This is a genomic window from Paenibacillus sp. FSL R10-2734, assembly GCF_037963865.1.
Classification (GTDB): Bacteria; Bacillota; Bacilli; order Paenibacillales; family Paenibacillaceae; genus Paenibacillus_AQ.
In genome coordinates this window covers 3,771,365-3,790,915 of the sequence record NZ_CP150170.1, presented here as the reverse complement: position 1 = coordinate 3,790,915, position 19,551 = coordinate 3,771,365, and the positions used below count along the sequence as shown (strand labels likewise).

The following is a 19,551-nucleotide window of genomic DNA, read 5'->3' as shown; positions in this document are numbered from 1 at the left end:
TTCAAATTTACATAATCCTTTTTAGGATTTTTGGTTCTCTCTTATTTTGAGTCGCTGCTCTTTATACTCTTCTCAGCTTTCTCAGCAAAGCTGTTATTCACTATTTTATCAGCGGGAACACGTTCTTTAAGCTCACCAGCAAGATCAATAACATCAAGCAAATTGTTCCATTCTTCATTATCTATAATTGGATTTATTGCATAGGTATCCTGTTCCTTATATCGTTTGACTGCTGAGACCACAATATCTCTATCCGTCTTATCAAAATAAGTCATAACCGCATCCGCGATTTCTTCAGGACTATGTTCCTTCACCCAAAGCTGAGCACGCTGGATCGCATTAGTGAACTTCTGTACCGTATCTCCATTTTTACTAATATAGCTGTTCTTAGACATAAACACGGTGTACGGTAAATAGCCGCTTTCTACACCAAACGAAGCCACTACTTCCCCTCGGCCCTCACGTTCAAAAATAGAAGCTTGTGGTTCAAACAACTGCACATAATCGCCAGTACCTGAAGCAAATGCACCTGCAATATTGGCAAAGTCAATATTTTGGATCAAGGTGATGTCTTTGGTAGGATCTATTCCTTTTTTATTTAAAGTAAACGCGCCTGCCATTTGTGGCATACCGCCTTTTCTTTGCCCCAGGAAGGTAGACCCCTTTACTTTATCCCAGTTAAATTCTCCGTCAGCCTTACGTGCAAACAAGAAAGTTCCGTCCCTCTGAGTCAGCTGTGCAAAATTAATGACCGGATCATCTGAACCCTGCTGATACACATAAATGGAGGTTTCAGAACCGACTAATGCAACATCGATAGCGCCTGAGAGGAGTGCAGTCATCGTTTTATCTCCACCGGGGATCGTCTGCAGCTCTACATCAAGTCCTTCATCTTTAAAGAAATTTTGAGATAAGGCAACATATTCGGGTGCATAAAAGACAGAACGGGTAACTTCACCAATCTTCACCTTTACCAGCTCCGACTTTCCGCCGCAACCGGCAAGCACTGAAAAGCATAAAGTAATGATCATGAGCGACAATGACAGCTTTTTCCTAATTTTCATTCTTCATTCTCCTTTCTTACCGGGTCCTTCGCCCTTGCTTAAAGCATATGCAGATGCCTACTAAAAGGTTAAAACCTCCAATAACATAGGGAAAATCAAGAATAACCATGATAGTAGTGATTTCTATTGAAATAATGCTTAAATATCGATCAATTTGCTGTTTTTGTATCTGTGCAAACGTTTTACCCACAGGGTTACATTCGGGTACTATAGGAAATAAAGCGCTTTCCATTTCTTGTATAGGAAAATTGGAACTGAAGGGGATATTTAATATGTATAAAGGTGTTACATCCATAACCAAAAAGAGGACCATATGCAGTCTGGTGGGCATCAGTCTAACCGCATTACTGCTGTCCGGTTGTTCCGGAAATCAAAGCAACAAGCAATCCATTGCCTCTCCTTCCCCTAAAGCAGACTCAGTAAAGAGCACCGCTGCTCCCCAAGCTGCAAAAGTCAAAACCGTGGCGGACGAACAACCCTCCACGGTTTATTATGAATTATTTGTTCGTTCCTTCTACGATTCAGACGGGGATGGCATTGGAGATCTCAAAGGAATCACCCAAAAGCTAGATTACTTAAACGATGGGAATCCCGAGACCAAAGACGATTTGGGGATCGGTGGGATTTGGCTCATGCCCATCAACCCATCGCCAAGCTATCATGGATACGATGTAACCGATTATCGTGCGATAAATCCTGATTATGGCACGCTTGAGGATTTTCAGGAGCTAATTACAGAAGCGCATAAACGAGGAATCAAAATAGTAATGGATCTGGTTGTGAATCATACCTCCAAAGAACACCCATGGTTCGTAGACTCGGCTAAAAACACCGACAGTAAATATCGCGATTGGTACGTATGGGCTGAAGACCAAGGTCGTTCCGCAAACGGCGCCAGCTCAGCGGGTGGTGGAAATGCGTGGCATTCTTTACTTGGCAGTCATTATTTGGGCGGATTTTGGGAAGGCATGCCTGATCTGAATTTCGATAATGCTGAGGTTCGTACTGAAATGAAAGACATCGGAAAGTTTTGGCTGGAGCAAGGTGTGGATGGATTTCGACTAGATGCTGCGAAGCATATCTACGAAGATCTCTTGAGTGACAAAAATGAGGCCACAACCGTTAAAAATGTATCCTGGTGGCAAGAGTTCCGCAAAGCCATGATTGAAGTAAATCCAGAGGCATATATAGTCGGCGAGGTATGGGAGAACTCTGCTGTCGCCGTTGGGGCTTATTTAGATCAAGCCTTTGACTCAAGCTTTAACTTTGGCTTAGCAGAAACACTAGTGAATTCTGTAAAAGTTGAAAAAGACAGTGGGACTGCCTTTACGCTGGAACGAACGTATAAGTTGTATTCCAACATATCCGATAACCATTTTACCGATGCTATTTTCTTGACGAATCATGATCAAAACAGAGTCATGAGTCAATTAGACAACAACTCAAACCATGCTAAAATGGCAGCAGCCCTACTGTTAACTTTGCCTGGAAATCCTTTTATTTATTACGGTGAAGAAATCGGAATGCTTGGTGTGAAGCCAGATGAGGGGATTCGAGAGCCCATGAGATGGATGGCAACCGTTCAAGGAAAGGGGCAGACTACTTGGGAGGCCGGAAGTAATAATGCTGGCAAGATTAGCGTTGATGTCGAAAGCCAGTTAAATGACAGCACCTCACTGCTAGTAAGATATCGTGAACTTATTGCATTAAGAAATGAGTTCCCTGCGCTCCGGGATGGTGGAATCCGTGACTATGCTTCTGGCAATACCGGGGTTATGGCTTACGAACGACTAACAACTCAGGATCAGGTGCTCGTCGTTCATAACCTTACTGGAGAAGAACAAACGATTGAACTACATCCCAATGTTGATAGCTTCTCTTATTCCAAGATCTTAAAGACGATATCTGATAAAGCGACCTTGAAGTCAGACCAGCTCACCCTTCCTCCCTATTCAACTGCTATAGTGGAGTGAGAAATGGAGAGGATTGCAATATCCACTTTGTTACTGAACCACATAATTGTGCTTTCGTAATCGGAAGGGCAATAAGCCAGTCTTTGGAAGGATCACTGCTCATTCGCAGCAACCAGCCACTGGAATGATCGCCCATGAAGCTTGCATTTTGGAACCTCCATCCACTATCACTAGATGTGTAGAGTCGTATTTCTCCCTCTGCCAAGAAGCACTTCATCACTCGTGCTAGTTGGATGGAATGTACATCATCCCCTGTCTCGGCGGCTAAACAATCTGAGAGCGTTTGCAGTGTGGATGAGCAAGAGCTTCTTCTCAGCTCCTCAAACCTTCTTCTTGACATTAGTAATGCCGGAATCCCATTATTGTTGGGCTCCTTGTTCTCACATTCGAACAACTGAAGACAAAAGCTCTCCGTTTCACTTTCGTCCTTTAATTCATAGGGCAGGGATTCTGGTTTACTATTACAGATTACTAATATTCGATCTTTATGTATTTGCAAGCACAGATCCTTCATCTCCTCCTTTTCTTTATATTTCAATCTACAGATCCGTTTTGCGGTAGAGCCATTATGTAACTGGTCCATTATTGCTTTACCTTTTGCTCCATCTGGGAATAAAAAATGCGATAAATCCGCCAATCCATTGTCATTCACATCATTGTATCCTTCCTGTATTACATATATATGTATATTAATATAACAATCTTTATGTTATCATAAGCTAATTTTAAGGTAAAATTAAGAAACAAAGGGTATTATCATTAACATGAAATACTTTTAGCGAGGTGTCTTCAAAATGAGAATGCTCATCACATTTCAAAACAAACTTGTACCTGTGTATTTCACAACAGAAAATAAACAGCCCACTCAGAAAGTACTTAGATTACTTAACAGTACGCTGGAGCTCAAAATTCAAAAGGGCAAAAACGCCATCCAGAAATGCCTAAATTCTCTGATTAGTATCGAAATTAAAGGCTCTGAAGCTATATTGCACAGTTATAGTGAAAATGATTCATTGGCGCTATCCCTCTATTAATAGAGGGGTAGTTTTTTTGTAAACCTTCAGGATTTCGCACACGAAACAGCAAGTCTCTGATGAGACTTGCTGTTTTTAAGTTGAGCAGCTATAACGTAATGATTGCACTAGTAGTGGGCAATTTCAGCTAATCTTATAGTTCTTTTTCTCTTCTTTTTCAGCTTTTTGTATTCGAAGTTTAAAAAGATTCACTAAATTTTGACGCGTATGCTCTTCGTGACAGCTGTCCAATTTCTTAATGATAAACCGATCGATGGACATATCAATCGCTCCTTTTAATTCATTCTAACACTCGTGGATATAGGCAAATATTTCCTATTCCCTTGTAAGATTATTAACCGGGATTTTAGTTTTTCAAACTCTTGTTCCTTAAGTAAGCATTCAATTACAAAAAAATAATTTACAAACAAAAGAATACATGCTATATTATTTATAGTTAATATTAAATACACACATCCAAGGGAGCAATCATAATGTCTAAAGTATTATTTATCAAAGCAAACAATCGTCCAGCAGAACAATCCGTAAGTGTTAAGCTTTACAACGAATTCTTGGAGAACTACAAACTCAACAATCCAGAGGATGAAATCACTGAACTTGATCTGTTCGCAGAGCAACTTCCTTACTACGACAACACTCTGATCACTGCTATGTACAAAGCTGCTCAAGGTTACGAATTAACAGCTGAAGAAGTAGCTGGTGCTGCTATAGTTAATAAATATTTGGAACAGTTCATCGCTGCTGATAAAGTAGTATTCGGTTTCCCTCTGTGGAACATGACTGTACCTGCTGTATTGCATACTTATGTCGATTACCTTTGCCAAGCTGGCAAAACATTCTCTTACACTGCTGAAGGTCCAGTTGGTCTTTTGACTGGTAAAAAAGCAATCGTCCTGAACGCTAGAGGCGGCATTTATTCCGAAGGTCCTGCAGCAAGTGCTGAAATGGCTGTAAACTTCATCATTGGTAACCTTAACCTTTGGGGTATCAAAGATATTACACAAGTAATCATCGAAGGTCACAACCAACTTCCTGCACAATCCGCTGAAATCATCGAGAACGGACTACAATTGGCTAAAGAAACAGCTGCATCATTCTAATCTAAGCCTAAAAGATCCGATTCAATATATAAGGGGGCTGTCCCAAAAGCCATGTAAATGGCTGCTGGGACGGCCCCTTTTAATTTTCTATCCTATTTATACACGCCTAATGTACCTATCCACGTCTTTTAAAATCCTTCTAATACTCATCCAATTCTTTGCGCCATCCGTTCCCTCTAGTCCTTGACGAGCTGACTTTAGAAGAAGCAGTGCTTTTTCTTTTGAGCTTCACCTCTTTGGTGCTTTGGTACAGCAGCTCACGCTGTGTCTTTCGATAGTTCAGCAGTCTCTTCTCTTCTAGCTCACCAGTTCGAACTGCTTCCAGTACCGCACAGCCCTCTTCACGTTCATGTCTGCAGTTACTAAAACGACATGCGGCAGCTAAACTGCTGATATCACTGAACGCCAGATCTAGTCCACCTTCATCTTCCCACAGCTGTAGCTCACGCATCCCCGGTGTATCCACTATAATTCCTCCGTCTGGCATAACAAACAATTCACGGTGAGTAGTAGTATGACGTCCGCGGCTATCCCCTTCTCTAACATCCTGTGTAAGCTGAAGGTCCTTACCGCATAGCCAGTTGACCATCGTTGATTTACCACAGCCTGATGAGCCCGTTAGAGCCACTGTCTGTCCTCTGCCGATGTACGGCAGCAGTTTCTCACGTCCATCATCCTGCAATGCGCTAACTGCATGAACTGAAACACCTGGAGCGGCGCTTTCCATTTCAGCGATTTTACTATCTGCATTTAAGCAAAGATCCGCTTTTGTCAGCAGAATGACTGGATTTGCTCCACTGTTCCAAGCCATGATTAGGTATCGCTCCATTCGCCGAACATTAAAGTCATCATTCAAAGCACTGACCAGAAATAAGGTGTCTACATTCGAAGCAACAATTTGCTCCTCTTGTGTGTTACCTGCTACCTTACGTGAGATGACGCTATGCCGAGGCAATACCCCATGTATAATTGCGTGTTCACCGCCATCCTGCATTGAAAGAACCACCCAGTCACCGATTGCAGGAAAATCACCTGAAGCAACAAACGTGTGTCTCAGCTTACCTGATAGCTCTCCCCATGTCTCACCCAAATCAGTCATCACCCTATACTTACTTCCAAAATCTCCAACGATTCTTCCGGGAATATGTTGTTTATCCTCCGGCTGATTCCACCTTTCATTCCATTTCGTATTCCAGTTTTCATTCCATCCATATTGCTGTATGTTAGTCATTTAAATCCTCCCAAACGATATGTTTATATTTTTTATTTTCCTTACACTTCTAGCGTTTTCCGAGAACACAAAAAGCCGCCGGAAATTATGACTCCGGCGGCGGTCTACACTTTATGAACTCCTCTAGGACGAAAAGGACAAAAAGTGCACACACAATCAGAAAGTGTCTCATCCAAAAAACTAGGATAAGTTCATTTTTCCGTGCGATATATAGATAAATAGACTCTAAACTACAAATCCTATCGGATCTATACACGCAAAAAAGCCGCCGGACCCGATACGGTTCCCGCGGCTCTAATAAGCGTAATAGAGCTTATCTGCTAAACTGCACGAATCATTTATTCGGCAGCAGCTGTTCCCGGAAGACACGTATCCACAACAGTTGAATTACTTACATTAAAAACTGTCATAAAACATCGTCTCCTTCCGAAATAAGATGCTGTTATCATAATCGGCGCAGCAGTATAATGTCAACTACAAATTTCAAATTATTACAAAATGGACTTAAGCTCATTCAACTCATGAATCATTTTCCAAGGTTGTATGTCCAGCTGATCGTCCCAAGCATGTTTTCTTTGCAGCCAAATTCCTTGAAGCCCTGCTTTGCCTGCTCCCCAGATATCATTCACTGGATGGTCTCCAATAAACAACGTCTGATCCGCAGTAACTCCCAATCTATTTAGAGCAAGTTGATATATCTCAGGATCAGGCTTAGCGATTCCTACTTCTCCAGATATGACAATAGCCTTGAAGTACTCTCTTAGGCCAAGGGTATCAATTTTAGTATTCTGAATGTCCACTTTGCCGTTAGTAACCAGCCCAAGGGTATAACCACGCTCTATGCAGTACTTTAGAACCTCCACGGCATGCTTCATCGTTGCTCCGTGATTAATATAGCTTGCATCGTAATACGCACGAATATGTTCAGCCGTAACTGGCGTTTCCCATGGTAGTACCTCGCTTAGCTCCACGAAGAATCCGTCCTTATCACGGTATCCATCAGCATCTCTGAGGATCATGTCCTCTATAACCTTCTGCGCTTCCGCAGGTTCCAGATGTCCTAGAAAATCCTGAACAAACTGAGTAGTAAAACTACGAAATGTATTATCGCGATCCATTAATGTATTATCCAGATCAAATAATATAGCTTGTAATTCTTTCATCAAGCGATTCCCCTTATGTGATGTTGATTTTCTGACTTGAACTTTTAGAAATCTATTGTACTATGCCTTTGGAGACAATGAAAAGACCATTCTGTAAAAAGGAACAACTATCTCCTCTTCTACCGAATGGCCTTTATATGATTTACTTCAGATTCATCACTCATCTACTCAAAATGCTCCGCTCGATGTGTCAGCATCATTTCCTCTTGAGTTATATATAGAGGGAAGGGAGGGGTTTCTTTAAGATAACTTTCTGTAGCTAGCAATCGATAATGAACCTCTGGTAACCAAGCATCTTCAACGAGTGGCAGTTGACCTGTATCACTGATGTAATTGTCTACAGCGGACTGAACCATATCAAGATAATACGGAACTAGCTTATCTTGTTCCTCGAAAACTTCATAGGTCTCACGTGACATATAGAAATTCTGCTCCGGTACTCCACCTAAATATCGTTTTAGTCGACTCAAGTCTATTCTTTTATCGTCAAGGATTAAGGCTGTTCTATTAATGAGCGCAGGCATTTCTTCTTCAAATTTTCTAATCGCCTGTTTTACTTGAGTCAAGGTAACGGTTACATGATCGGATTTGGGTTGTTTTTTTGTGCGTTTGAAAAACATATGGGAATTCTCCTCTCTAAAAGCCAGCTTTGTTAGCGCTTACAATTATATTATATTCGAATTCCTCTTTATTAATCAGCATATTCCCATTCGACACAAATCGTTAACAAATTTATGATCATTAAGTGACATCTTCCCAACGTGTCCATATTTCTTGAGGATTAAGCTCGTATTTGTCATTCTCACGGTACATAAACTGATGCATAATAAATTCACGCCGAATGGTGGCGAAATCTTCATGAAACTGCTTAATGAACTCATTGATATCCTTCTCAGTATAAACCACCCCTGGCTCTAGCTTCTCTACCATGTACTGAAGCGCGATCAACTTCTTCTTGTATTGTGCCGGGATTTGCCGAAGTCGACCATCCTTCGAGAAAAAATTACGAAGCACAGATTCCTTAAGACTATTCTCAGGTGACTTCTCTTCCATATTCCTCGCTCCTTTCGAAAAAATAAACTGAATTGAAGCCTCAGCGCCACTACTAATGAACTCTGGATTCAGCTTAAAATAAACCGTATTTTTGTCGCGTCGTTCCTTAATTAGAGCCGCTTCACGCAATTTCCCTGCATGATGAGTTACTGTTGGTTGCGACAAATTCAATTTTTCAGCCAGCGCTTGTCCGTGCATTTCTCCTTGCGACAGAAGCAACAATAAACGTAATCGCGTTGGGTCAGCCAAAGCTTTATGATAATTAACTATTTTTTCCAACTGCACTGGAATCACACTCCTTCACTTCATAAGCAAGAAACACATTAGATATATATCTAATTATATAACAATCAACATTACAGTTGCAATGGTTATTATGTTTAATCTTACGCTTATGGCAAAATGAATGAATTTAGGGTAGGATTTAAAGAAAAGATAGTAACAATCAGGAGGTAACCCGCTGTATGAAAGATGTAATTATTATCGGTGCAGGTCCTTGCGGTCTATCGGCAGCGATCGAATGCCAGCGCCAAGGACTATCCAGTCTCATTATTGAAAAAAGCTTTATCGTTCACTCAATTTATTTGTATCCAACAAATATGCAATTCTTCAGTACAGCTGAGTTATTGGAGATCGGAGATGTTCCTTTCACCTCGACCAATGATAAACCCTACCGCCATGAAGCGCTTGTCTATTACCGCCGAGCAGCTCAGCAATATGGTCTAGATATCGCCGCTTACGAAGAAGCATTGTCCATCGAGCCACTTGAGGATGGAACCTTTGCTGTACATACGTCCAATATGCGAGGTGAGCATCAAACACGAATCACCGCTAATGTAGTTATAGCTACGGGTTACTTTGACCAGCCGAATATGATCGGTATTCCAGGGGAAGAACTTCCTAAAGTTACCCACTATTTCGGCGAAGCCCATCCATATACAGGGATGAAGGTTACAGTCATTGGTGGCAGTAATTCCGCTGTAGATGCAGCCCTGGAGCTTATGCGAGTTGGAGCAACTGTAGATATGGTCTATCGCGGTGAGAGCATTTCCACGAATATAAAGCCTTGGGTTCGGCCAATCTTTGAAGGGTTAGTGCAGAAAGGCAAAATCACACTTCATTTGGAATCACGTGTCACTGAAATTACTGCAAGCTCGGTCATTGTCACACATCACGACGGAAACCAAAAAACATTAGATAATGATTTCGTCCTTGCTCTGACTGGCTTCCGGCCTAGCCGAGTGCTTCTCACTTCAGCCGGCGTAGTCATGGATGACGATTTGGATAAGCCAGCGTTTAACCACTCAACCATGGAAAGCAATGTGCCAGGTCTTTACGTTGCAGGAGTAATCGCTTCAGGTCGCAATGCGAATGAAGTGTTTATTGAGACAGGACGTGGGCATGGTAAACTTATCGCTGATCATATTCTTTCGAAACGCAGTTCTCACAATAAGGAGTTGAACATTTAAGATGGACATGACCTCTTTGCTTTTGCTTGGACTTGCTGCGCTCGGGATTATCAGCAGTAATTCCCCAGTAACAATAGCAATGGTCGTCCTACTACTGCTAAGAGTTCTTGGCCTGCAGCAGACCTTTCCCTGGCTAGAAAAATACGGTTTAACCATCGGGATTATCGTTCTTACGATCGGAGTCATGACACCTTTGGCCAGCGGTAAAATATCGCTACAAATGGTCGGTCAATCGTTTCTTCACTGGAAGTCTCTTTTAGCGATTGCGATCGGCATTCTCGTCGCTTATCTTGGTGGGCGTGGAGCCATCCTTATGACCAATCAGCCCACAGTTGTTGCTGGTCTCCTGATCGGAACAGTGATTGGCGTTGCATTGTTCAAGGGTGTCCCGGTAGGACCGCTTATTGCAGCCGGTTTGTTGTCGCTCTTGATTGGCAAAATGTAAAATATGGGCAACCAAAAAGACCTCGTCCTCCACTGAAAGGTGGATGACGAGGCCTCTTTTTTTTATCACAAATAGTTTTTTTGTACAACAATTATCTAGAAATAGTCCCTATCTTTAGACGCCAAGCTGAGGAATACATTTTGGAGCTTCCTGAGAAGTTCTTTTTTCAACGATCCAATACTCACCGACACCTTTTTCTTTCTGGATTTTTTTCAAAAAGGCAGTGGCTTTTGCTTCTGTATCGAAATATCCGGCTTCCACTAAGTACATGTCACCATTGTCTTTCAATATGCGGACGTCTTTTAATCCGAATACCATTTCTTCGTTCACGGCTAACCCCTCATCAGCAAGCAGAGAGATGGTTCTCACGGAGTAGATAGTATCCTGTTTTCCCTCGTCACCCTTCTTATCCTTCAATGTAATTGCCACTTGTGCCGGATCTTTATATTCCTTCACCTCATAAGCAACCGGCTCTTTGAAGGTTACATTGAAACGTATAGCCGAGTCATCCAATGTTATTAAAGGATACGCATCCTGAACATACTTGCTTTGTTTTAAAGTCTCGAGATCTTTGACAGCTGAGAAATTTCTAGCCCCATGCACAGTAACGGTCATTACAGAAGGATTGTCTGTGAATTTCACATTATACGAGCTTGCTAGGTCTTGCGTTGTGTCCGAATTCGCAAAGTTCAGGATCATTTGATCACTTTTCTTATCTTGTTTCAATGAAATGAAGTTAACATCTACGCCATCCTGAATCGTACCGCCCCCTGCACTTCCATCAGTGAATTTCAATACACTTACTAGCTTACCGAGAACCGGCACATCATGTAAACTGTCTGCGAAGGCTGGTACTGTATTTACGCCCACCGTAAAAGAAATTAATATAGCTGCTGCAACTGATCCTGTCCATTTCAATCCATTCATTTTTGTTCCTCTTTTCACTTGTTTAGTTTGATTATCTAGTTGATGACTTTGCTCTTGTTTATATTGCTTACCTCTTTCAATGCCTTTACGAGAAGCCAATGATAATTCTTCAGGGATTTCGATATCGTTGTATGCTTGCTGTAAACGTTCAAGTCGGTTATCCAAAGTATCCACTCCCCTTCAAATTAATTTTCAATTTTCCCAACCCCCGATAAATGACGGTTTTCACTGAACTCTCTGGCATGTCCAATACCCCGGCAATTCCCTTTATAGGCAAGTCTTCAAAATACCTCATAACAATGATCATTCTTGATTTTTCATCAAGCTCGCCTAACGCCTCCTGAAGATCAATGACTTCTTCAATGGGTTTAGAAACGTAGCTGGATTCGGGATCTTTGTCCATATACACCACTTTTTTAGATTTACGGATAAAGTCCAAGGAACAATTAACGGCTATTTTTATAATCCACGTTTTAAAATATTGAGGCTGCTGTAGTTTATGAATAGAGATATAAGCTTTGTAGACGGTCTCCTGCACTATCTCTAGCGCATCATCTTTATTCCTCACATACGAGTATGCCATACGGTAAATCCGCTCCTGCATCCCGTCAATCAAGGCTGTAAAGCTGTCTTCATCGCCAGCTATCGCCTTTTCTTCCAGCTCAGTTGTATTCAAGTTCTCACTACCTTTCAGGTTGCTTATATTTTTTAGACGCGCGTGATATTCAAAAAGACTCAAATGAGTTTAAAAAAAATGGCCTTCTCTCCCGAGAAGACCACCAAAGTAATTTATAGTACGTTACAACATATCATATGTCCAAATGCTGTACGTTAAACAATCTCGCATAACTACCATCTAATGCCATCAGTCCTTCGTGGGTACCACTCTCTGTGATTTCACCGTTTTCAAGCACCACGATCTGATCCGCATGTGTAATCGTAGACAATCTATGTGCGACAATTAGTGTAGTACGTTCCGACGAGAGAGATTGCAGCGCTTGTTGAATTAAATGCTCTGATTCCAGATCCAGCGCTGATGTAGCTTCGTCTAGGATAAGAACCTTCGGGTCTTTAAGAAACACCCTAGCAATTGCTACCCGCTGCTTCTGTCCTCCAGACAGCTTTACCCCACGTTCTCCCACCTCAGTGTTATAGCCTTGCGGCAGCTGCTCAATAAAATCATGCGCATTGGCAGCCTTCGCGGCCGAGAGGACTTCCTCTTCCGATGCATCAGGATTACCGAATCGGATATTATCTCGTACAGATCCACTAAATAAGAAATTATCTTGAAGCACCATTCCGACGGCTTTTCGCAAACTATCTTGCGTCAAATCCCGTATATCCTGACCATCCATCCGGAGGCTTCCCTTGCTGATGTCATAGAATCGCGGGATCAAGCTTATGAGAGAGGACTTCCCACCACCACTCATTCCGACAAAAGCGACGGTCTGTCCAGGTTTGATACTTAAATTAATATTTTTCAGTACCCAATCGTTCTCTTCATTATATTTGAACCATACATTATGAAAATCTATTTCACCTCGTGCATTAGTCAGAGGTCTTGCTCCCGGTTTATCCACAATATCATAAGGCTCATCCAACAGCTCAAGCACCCGTTCAAGAGAAGCCGAGGCTTGAGTGAGCACTGTAGAGGAATTAATCAATCGCCGCAACGGCGCATACATTCGGTCAAGATAGCCAAAGAATGCAACAAAGGTTCCTACCGTCAAATTACCGTAAATCACTTGATAACCACCATATCCGATGACTAGCAGTGGTGCAATATCCGTTAGTGTGTTGATAATAGCGAAGGTGATCGCGTTCCAGCGGGTTTGAGCCATCGCTTTTTTGAGAAAGTTACCGTTGATATCCTCAAACTGCTTCTGATCCACTTTTTCCATGGTAAAGCTGCGAATGATCGATATGCCTTGAATCCGTTCATGAAGATAGCCTTGAATGCCCGCCAGAGCTTGTGAACGGTCTTTGGTTAACACCTTAAGTCGTTTATACAATTTACTTACCGCGAAGGCGTAAAAAGGCAGTACAGCGATAGATACTAGCGCCAGCACCGGATTCAAATAGAACATAAAACCGAGCGCAAACACTAGCGTAAATAAATCCAGCCATACATTCATCATACCGACTTCTACTAAATTTTTGGTCTGTTCCACATCATTTATAAATCTCGAAATCGCTTCGCCTACTTTTGTATTCTGATAATACCGTAGTGACAGCCGTTGTAAGTGACTGTATAGCTTATTCCGCATGTCGAACAATACCTTGCTTGTAATCAGCTGGGCAAAATACTGACGGAAATACTCCACCGGCCCCCTCACGATTACGAATAAAATAAAAGCGCCTCCGAGGATGAGCATCAATTGAGATACCCGCTCCTCTACGCTCATGGTAGGGTTCATCAACAGGTCATCTACTACGTATTTCAGAATCATAGGCAGTGTCAACGGGATGCTGAACTTGATCATACCTATAAGGAGCGTAAATACAATCAATTTCATATAAGGGCGTACAAAAGTAAAATATGATTTCCATTGCTTCACAGGAATATTCTGTCCTTTCTCTTTTACTGATTTGCTAAGTACAGTTGACTTTTGCGCTCTACAGTGTTTTTATATTTTTAAGTCCATAAGTACGATAGCAGTACCCGAACTTCAGGAGGATAACGATGTCTAGACAATTTGTGACGGAAGCCGTCATGATGGCGATTTACGGCCAGCTTCTCATTTCGAGTAGCCCTGTAGAATATATAGTACCTTATACTACCGTGATGGAATTATACGAGCTGCGGGATAGTGATGATCCGTTAATGAACCGTCCAGATGATGATAAGCATGTCAAACTCAAAATTAGTGAGCTCATTGCTTATTTCGAAGAACCACTTAATGCTAAGAAAATCAACCGCTGTTTAGCTGTGCCTTGGGCAAAAAGCTCTGGTATTCTGCTCGGTGGACAATCAAAGATTACAATCATCAACAGCATGGATACCGCAGTCTATGGGGAAACGTTCGATCCCATCGAAACGGAGCTCTTATTGTCCTCTCAACGTGAGAAGGTACCTATTCTTACCGATCAATTCGAACTGATCCAACGCATTATTGAGGGCGGAGTCCCTGTTCAGGTATACGACATTGACGACTTCGACTTTGCATTGGAAGAAGACACGTTTCGCAATTCGCACTGATTACATCGAAGTAGAAAAAGCCCCTGCCTTTTGGCAAGGGCTTTTCATCATCAGTTAAAAATAAAATTAAGACATTTATACCTGTACTTCGTCAGGCACCGACTCGGGTTCATACTTATATTCAATGTCATCCTCTGCCTCTGAATACACAATAGTTAAACCATAGCCTTCCATATACCATAAGTCCTGCTCCTCCATGTAGAAGACAATGCCATCTTGTTCAACTTGAATTGTAGGACGTCCAGGTGCCTCTGTTGCGATACCCAATGAGAAGCCAGGGTGAAGTCCGCCTCCTGAGCTATAACGGGGAAACAAACGAATATAGTCTCCATCCTTAAGGTCCAGTTCTCTTTTAAACCAAGCTGCCGCTGCTTGACTAATTTCCATGTTCATCTCTCTCAGCTCCTTTGTATAGTCTAATCATACTGAAAATGAATCGATATTCAAACACCTTTACGCAATTTAATGTTTTCACGAGCTTCTCAAAAATTAATTTGACAACTTTGCAAAGCGAGTGATAAACTCTGAACAGAACAAACCGTCTACTAGTTATTACCAAAATTTCTGATTAAATCAATGAAAGGGGTGAGCGCGGTGTTTACGAAGTTACAACCATATCATTTTACTATTGTTGGAATTTTCATTCAACCGAATACCGAAGCAGCCCAAGTGGTGAAACCATCCTGAAGTTCCCTGCGAGTGTAATTGATCGTATAACTTTAGTTCTTGAAGGTCTCTCACATGCCTGGTGCTGTATAGCACCGTGCGCATGATAGCTGTTAATTACAGGCATATCGTCCGTTTTCGGATGATATGCCTTTTTTGTCGGTTGTCATCTTTGAAGGACGATAACGTCGTTTTTTCTTGGCTGTAGAGCTAACCACTTGCGCTTTTTTACCAACGTCACAGCTATTATTACAACCCGAAAGGAAGGGATTTACTTGTTCTCCGTTCTCCGCAATCTCGGCTGGTTCTTTCGTCGAGAAAAAAGGCGTTACCTGATTGGCCTTATCTTACTTATTGGTGTTGGTGTTTTAGAACTATTCCCTCCTCGTCTGTTAGGCAATGCCATTGACGACATAGTACGCGGTTCAATTACTACAGCATCACTAGCCAAGTATATCGGCATGATCCTTATATTACTGCTAGTCATTTATTGGATTACCTACATATGGATGCACAAATTATTCGGAGGCTCCAACCTCGTAGAGCGCCTGCTGCGCTCGAGATTTATGAATCATTTGATGACCATGACCCCATCGTTTTTCGAACGCAATAGAACCGGCGACCTGATGGCCCGGGCAACCAATGATATCAGAGCTGTCTCAGCTACCGTTGGGTTCGGGATGCTCACACTTGTGGATTCCACTATCTACCTAACAGTTGTACTGTTCGCGATGGGTTTTCTCGTCAGCTGGAAGCTGACCCTCGCAGCAGTATTACCATTGCCACTAATTGCAATAGCTATGATTTTTTATGGTAAAGCTATTCATGATCGGTACAGCTTAGCACAAGACGCGTTCGGAGATATGAATGATCAGGTTCTCGAATCTGTCTCTGGTGTGCGAGTAATTCGTGCTTATGTTCAAGAGCGACTTGATGAGAAACGATTCTCGGATATTACAGAAGATGTATACAACAAGAACATGGCCGTCGCTCGTGTCGATGCCTTCTTCGAACCGACCATTCGGTTCTGCGTAGGGCTCAGCTACATTATCGGTCTTACCTATGGGATTTATCTTGTGTTCCGTAATCAGATCACACTAGGTGACCTTGTCTCCTTCAACATGTACCTCGGTATGATTGTATGGCCGATGTTTGCCATTGGAGAGCTCATTAACATCATGCAACGCGGTGGTGCATCTCTCGAACGTATTGATGAGACGCTAAACTCCAAAGCAGATGTTCAGAGTGCTGCAAACCCGGTTCATGTTGCAAACCCTACTCGAATTGAACTTAACGATGTGACCTTCCGTTATCCTTCATCGACAATTGACAATCTTACCAATGTCAGTTTGTCCTTGGACCAAGGGCAAACACTAGGTGTAGTTGGCCGTACGGGAAGCGGTAAATCAACACTTCTCAAACAGCTGCTACGTGAATATCCAACAGGTAATGGTGAGATCCTTATTTCTGGTGTTCCCATTCAACAGATTTCATTGGATCAACTGCATAGCTGGATGGGGTATGTTCCTCAAGAACAGATTCTGTTCTCCAAATCTGTACGTCAAAATATTCAATTTGGTCTTGATAACGCGGACGACGATACGATCATGAAAGCCATCACGGCTGCCGCCTTCCAAAACGACTTAGGAACATTATCCGATGGTCTAGATACCTTGGTTGGTGAACGTGGAGTATCCTTATCCGGTGGACAAAAACAACGTGTATCCCTATCTAGAGCATTTATCGCAAATCCGGATGTACTTATTCTGGACGATGCCTTATCTGCAGTTGATGCTCGTACTGAAGCTCAGATTATTGAGAATATTCGCCAAGAGCGTGCAGGAAAGACTACATTGATCTCTACGCACCGTCTCTCTGCTGTTCAACATGCCGACATAATCGTAGTACTCGACAACGGACATATCGTTGAGCGCGGCACGCATCAGGAACTACTGGATATGAATGGCTGGTACCGTGAGCAGTATGACAGGCAGCAGGTAGAGAATAATTTATCGAATGATTAAAAACATACTAGCTATGACTATGCAAAACTTTTAGGAGGTGTCACCGTTGACAAAGAGTACAGGCAAACGCCTGCTTGAATACGCATTGACCGCAAAAAAAACCTTTATCGCAGCTCTTCTACTCCTCTCCATCGGGGTAGCGGCAGAGCTGGCAGGTCCATTTATCGCCAAAAGCATGATTGACAATCACATGCTGGCTATCGAAAAGCCTTATTTTAGTACTACGTCTCCTGATGAGGCGGTCCAGTATAACAACACTTATTACAAACGTGGAGACCGTTTTGATCCTGGGGAAGCTAAAGGTCAAGAAATTCGTATTCTGCAAGAAGGAAGAAGTTTCTACTTTATTAATGCACCCGTAACACAGTCCGATGGTGAGCGAAAGTTCAGTAATGGTGAAATGCATATCACGCGCGGTCAAGATGAAGCCATCTACCCTGCGGTTAAACTTTCAGCAGATGAGCTGTTCGCTTTTTACAAACCTGAACTTCCTGGTATTTATCAGCTGGTCGGTTTGTACGCTATATTCCTAGTGATCTCGATCTTTGCGGAATTCGGTAAAACCTATTGGCTACAATCTTCGGCGAATCAGGTGATCCGAAAACTAAGAACTGATGTATACGCACATATCCAGCGACTTCCGGTTTACTTTTTTGACAACTTGCCAGCAGGTAAGGTAGTATCCCGCGTAACCAATGATACCGAGGCGATTAAGGATCTATTTATAGCCGTTCTCTCCAATTTCAGTACCGGTATTATAAATATTACAGGCGTATATATTGCCTTGTTCTTGCTCGACGTTCGGCTAGGTTTGATCAGCTTGTTCATCATTCCGATTCTAATTCTTTGGATCGTGCTTTATCGCAAAATCGCTACAAAATATAATACGATCATCCGCTCACGTCTGAGTGAGATCAACGCGATCATTAATGAATCAATTCAAGGCATGTCAATCGTTCGTATATTCCGCCGTCAGAAGCAGCTTGGTGAAGAATTTGAGAATCTGAACGATGACTACTTGAAATATCAGAATAAAATGCTGAATCTGAATGCCTTCACCTCCCACAACTTGGTGAACTCACTGCGCAGTCTCTCTTTTGTAATGGTGCTTTGGTATTTCGGACATGGCAGTATTTCGGGTTCCACATTTGTATCATTAGGTGTTCTGTACGCCTTCGTCGATGTACTCGGACGTTTGTTCCAACCGATTACTGGTATGGTGAATCAGCTCGCAAACCTCGACACTTCTATGGTGTCTGCGGGTCGTGTGTTTACGCTTATGGATGAGCCTGGGGAGAATGTTACCGACGGTACCATGCCGCGCTATAAAGGAAAAGTGGAGTTTAAGAACGTATCTTTTGCTTATAAAAAAGACTTCGTCCTTCGCGATATTTCCTTTGAAGCACGCCCGGGTGAAACTGTTGCTCTGGTGGGTCACACCGGTTCCGGAAAAAGCTCCATCATTAATCTGCTATTCCGGTTCTATGATCCGCAAAAAGGGGAAATTACGATTGACGGCCAGAAGGTTACAGATATTCCTAAGCAGTGGCTGCGCAATCACATGGGGATCGTTCTTCAAGACCCTTACCTCTTCACTGGCACTATTGCTTCTAATGTCAGTCTAGGGGATGAACGAATCTCACGCGAACGGGTAGAACGGGCCTTGCAGGAAGTCGGAGCAGATAAATTGCTGGCTCACCTTCCACAAGGTTTTGATGAGCCCGTTATAGAAAAAGGTAGCACCTTGTCTGCAGGTCAGCGGCAATTGATTTCTTTTGCAAGAGCGCTCTCCTTCGACCCAGCTATCCTGATTCTTGATGAAGCAACCTCCAATATCGATACGGAGACAGAAAGCGTCATTCAAGATGCACTAGAAGTTCTTAAAAAAGGTCGCACCACTTTTATCATCGCGCACCGTCTATCCACGATTCGCAGTGCAGATCAGATTCTAGTTCTGCATCACGGAGAGATCGTAGAACGCGGTAGCCACGATGAGCTGATGGCACTTGGCGGTAGATACTTCCGGATGTATCAGCTTCAAGTAGGCGCTGGCGCTAACAGTATAGACAATAATACTGGTACTGGTGCCCCCTTCCGTTCCTCGATCGGCAGCTTGCAGCCGTCGTTAGAGAAAATGTAATTTATGCCCTGAGTCACATCTTGTGGTTCAGGGTTTTTCTATACTTGATATTAGAACGTTTGT

The 19,551-nt window shown here is 42.5% G+C and carries 19 protein-coding genes; 8 read left to right on the top strand and 11 right to left on the bottom strand.

Annotated features, from left to right (window positions below):
• Positions 1-41: 41 nt before the first annotated feature.
• Positions 42-1,064, bottom strand: coding sequence for an ABC transporter substrate-binding protein (locus NSS67_RS16515; RefSeq protein WP_339314362.1), 1,023 nt, complete (start codon positions 1,062-1,064; stop codon positions 42-44).
• A gap of 272 nt (positions 1,065-1,336) precedes the next feature.
• Here NSS67_RS16515 and NSS67_RS16510 point away from each other — a divergent pair, with 272 nt between their 5' ends.
• A complete protein-coding gene (locus NSS67_RS16510) occupies positions 1,337-3,037 on the top strand; it encodes an alpha-amylase family glycosyl hydrolase (RefSeq protein WP_339314360.1) in 1,701 nt (566 codons plus the stop codon).
• On the opposite strand, the gene NSS67_RS16505 is transcribed toward NSS67_RS16510, so the two are convergent.
• Positions 3,024-3,689, bottom strand: a complete 666-nt coding sequence (locus tag NSS67_RS16505; protein WP_339314358.1) for a hypothetical protein — start codon at positions 3,687-3,689, stop codon at positions 3,024-3,026. The two genes, NSS67_RS16510 and NSS67_RS16505, sit on opposite strands and share 14 nt — an antisense overlap.
• 142 nt (positions 3,690-3,831) lie before the next feature.
• Between NSS67_RS16505 and NSS67_RS16500 the strand changes: the two genes are divergently transcribed.
• Entirely contained in the window at positions 3,832-4,071 is a 240-nt protein-coding gene (locus NSS67_RS16500; protein ID WP_042128392.1) for a hypothetical protein, read from the top strand.
• Positions 4,072-4,194: 123 nt separating this feature from the next.
• Here the strand turns inward: NSS67_RS16500 and NSS67_RS16495 are convergent, their stop codons facing one another.
• Positions 4,195-4,332, bottom strand: coding sequence for a hypothetical protein (locus NSS67_RS16495; protein ID WP_339314356.1), 138 nt, complete (start codon positions 4,330-4,332; stop codon positions 4,195-4,197).
• Between the two features lie 212 nt (positions 4,333-4,544).
• On the opposite strand from NSS67_RS16495, the gene NSS67_RS16490 reads away from it, so the two are divergent.
• Positions 4,545-5,171 carry an FMN-dependent NADH-azoreductase gene (locus tag NSS67_RS16490; protein ID WP_339314354.1) on the top strand — a complete coding sequence of 209 codons (627 nt, stop codon included), beginning with the start codon at positions 4,545-4,547 and terminating at the stop codon, positions 5,169-5,171.
• A 139-nt stretch (positions 5,172-5,310) separates the two neighbouring features.
• On the opposite strand, the gene rsgA is transcribed toward NSS67_RS16490, so the two are convergent.
• From rsgA to NSS67_RS16470, 4 genes are all read right to left on the bottom strand, one after another.
• Positions 5,311-6,402 carry a ribosome small subunit-dependent GTPase A gene (gene rsgA, locus NSS67_RS16485; RefSeq protein WP_339314352.1) on the bottom strand — a complete coding sequence of 364 codons (1,092 nt, stop codon included), beginning with the start codon at positions 6,400-6,402 and terminating at the stop codon, positions 5,311-5,313.
• Positions 6,403-6,893: 491 nt separating this feature from the next.
• Entirely contained in the window at positions 6,894-7,565 is a 672-nt protein-coding gene (locus tag NSS67_RS16480) for an HAD family hydrolase (RefSeq protein WP_339314350.1), read from the bottom strand.
• Between the two features lie 164 nt (positions 7,566-7,729).
• Positions 7,730-8,185, bottom strand: coding sequence for a DUF3939 domain-containing protein (locus tag NSS67_RS16475; protein ID WP_339314348.1), 456 nt, complete (start codon positions 8,183-8,185; stop codon positions 7,730-7,732).
• A gap of 121 nt (positions 8,186-8,306) precedes the next feature.
• A complete protein-coding gene (locus NSS67_RS16470; RefSeq protein WP_339314346.1) occupies positions 8,307-8,903 on the bottom strand; it encodes a metalloregulator ArsR/SmtB family transcription factor in 597 nt (198 codons plus the stop codon).
• A 179-nt stretch (positions 8,904-9,082) separates the two neighbouring features.
• Here NSS67_RS16470 and NSS67_RS16465 point away from each other — a divergent pair, with 179 nt between their 5' ends.
• Both NSS67_RS16465 and NSS67_RS16460 read left to right on the top strand, forming a co-directional pair.
• Positions 9,083-10,087 (top strand): YpdA family putative bacillithiol disulfide reductase, encoded by a 1,005-nt coding sequence (locus NSS67_RS16465; RefSeq protein WP_339314344.1) that lies wholly within the window; start codon positions 9,083-9,085, stop codon positions 10,085-10,087.
• Position 10,088: 1 nt separating this feature from the next.
• On the top strand, positions 10,089-10,532 hold the full coding sequence (locus NSS67_RS16460) for a DUF441 domain-containing protein (RefSeq protein WP_339314342.1): 444 nt from the start codon (positions 10,089-10,091) through the stop codon (positions 10,530-10,532).
• Positions 10,533-10,646: 114 nt separating this feature from the next.
• On the opposite strand, the gene NSS67_RS16455 is transcribed toward NSS67_RS16460, so the two are convergent.
• The 3 genes from NSS67_RS16455 to NSS67_RS16445 form a co-directional block, all read right to left on the bottom strand.
• The gene (locus NSS67_RS16455; RefSeq protein WP_339314340.1) at positions 10,647-11,624 is read right to left on the bottom strand and encodes a DUF4179 domain-containing protein; all 978 of its coding nucleotides are present in this window, start codon (positions 11,622-11,624) and stop codon (positions 10,647-10,649) included.
• Positions 11,617-12,135: a sigma-70 family RNA polymerase sigma factor gene (locus NSS67_RS16450; protein ID WP_339314338.1), complete on the bottom strand. Its 519-nt coding sequence runs from the start codon at positions 12,133-12,135 to the stop codon at positions 11,617-11,619. Before NSS67_RS16450 ends, NSS67_RS16455 begins: the two co-directional genes overlap by 8 nt.
• 133 nt (positions 12,136-12,268) lie before the next feature.
• Positions 12,269-14,017 (bottom strand): ABC transporter ATP-binding protein, encoded by a 1,749-nt coding sequence (locus tag NSS67_RS16445; protein ID WP_339314336.1) that lies wholly within the window; start codon positions 14,015-14,017, stop codon positions 12,269-12,271.
• 125 nt (positions 14,018-14,142) lie between these two features.
• On the opposite strand from NSS67_RS16445, the gene NSS67_RS16440 reads away from it, so the two are divergent.
• Complete coding sequence (locus NSS67_RS16440) at positions 14,143-14,658, top strand: ADP-heptose synthase (protein ID WP_339314334.1); 516 nt, start codon at positions 14,143-14,145, stop codon at positions 14,656-14,658.
• Between the two features lie 75 nt (positions 14,659-14,733).
• Here NSS67_RS16440 and NSS67_RS16435 read toward each other — a convergent pair whose 3' ends face one another.
• Positions 14,734-15,051 carry a HesB/YadR/YfhF family protein gene (locus NSS67_RS16435; RefSeq protein ID WP_339314333.1) on the bottom strand — a complete coding sequence of 106 codons (318 nt, stop codon included), beginning with the start codon at positions 15,049-15,051 and terminating at the stop codon, positions 14,734-14,736.
• A 548-nt stretch (positions 15,052-15,599) separates the two neighbouring features.
• Here NSS67_RS16435 and NSS67_RS16430 point away from each other — a divergent pair.
• Together NSS67_RS16430 and NSS67_RS16425 are read left to right on the top strand one after the other, a co-directional pair.
• Positions 15,600-17,348, top strand: coding sequence for an ABC transporter transmembrane domain-containing protein (locus tag NSS67_RS16430; RefSeq protein ID WP_339314331.1), 1,749 nt, complete (start codon positions 15,600-15,602; stop codon positions 17,346-17,348).
• A gap of 46 nt (positions 17,349-17,394) precedes the next feature.
• Positions 17,395-19,488, top strand: coding sequence for an ABC transporter ATP-binding protein (locus NSS67_RS16425; protein WP_339314329.1), 2,094 nt, complete (start codon positions 17,395-17,397; stop codon positions 19,486-19,488).
• Positions 19,489-19,551: the final 63 nt, after the last annotated feature.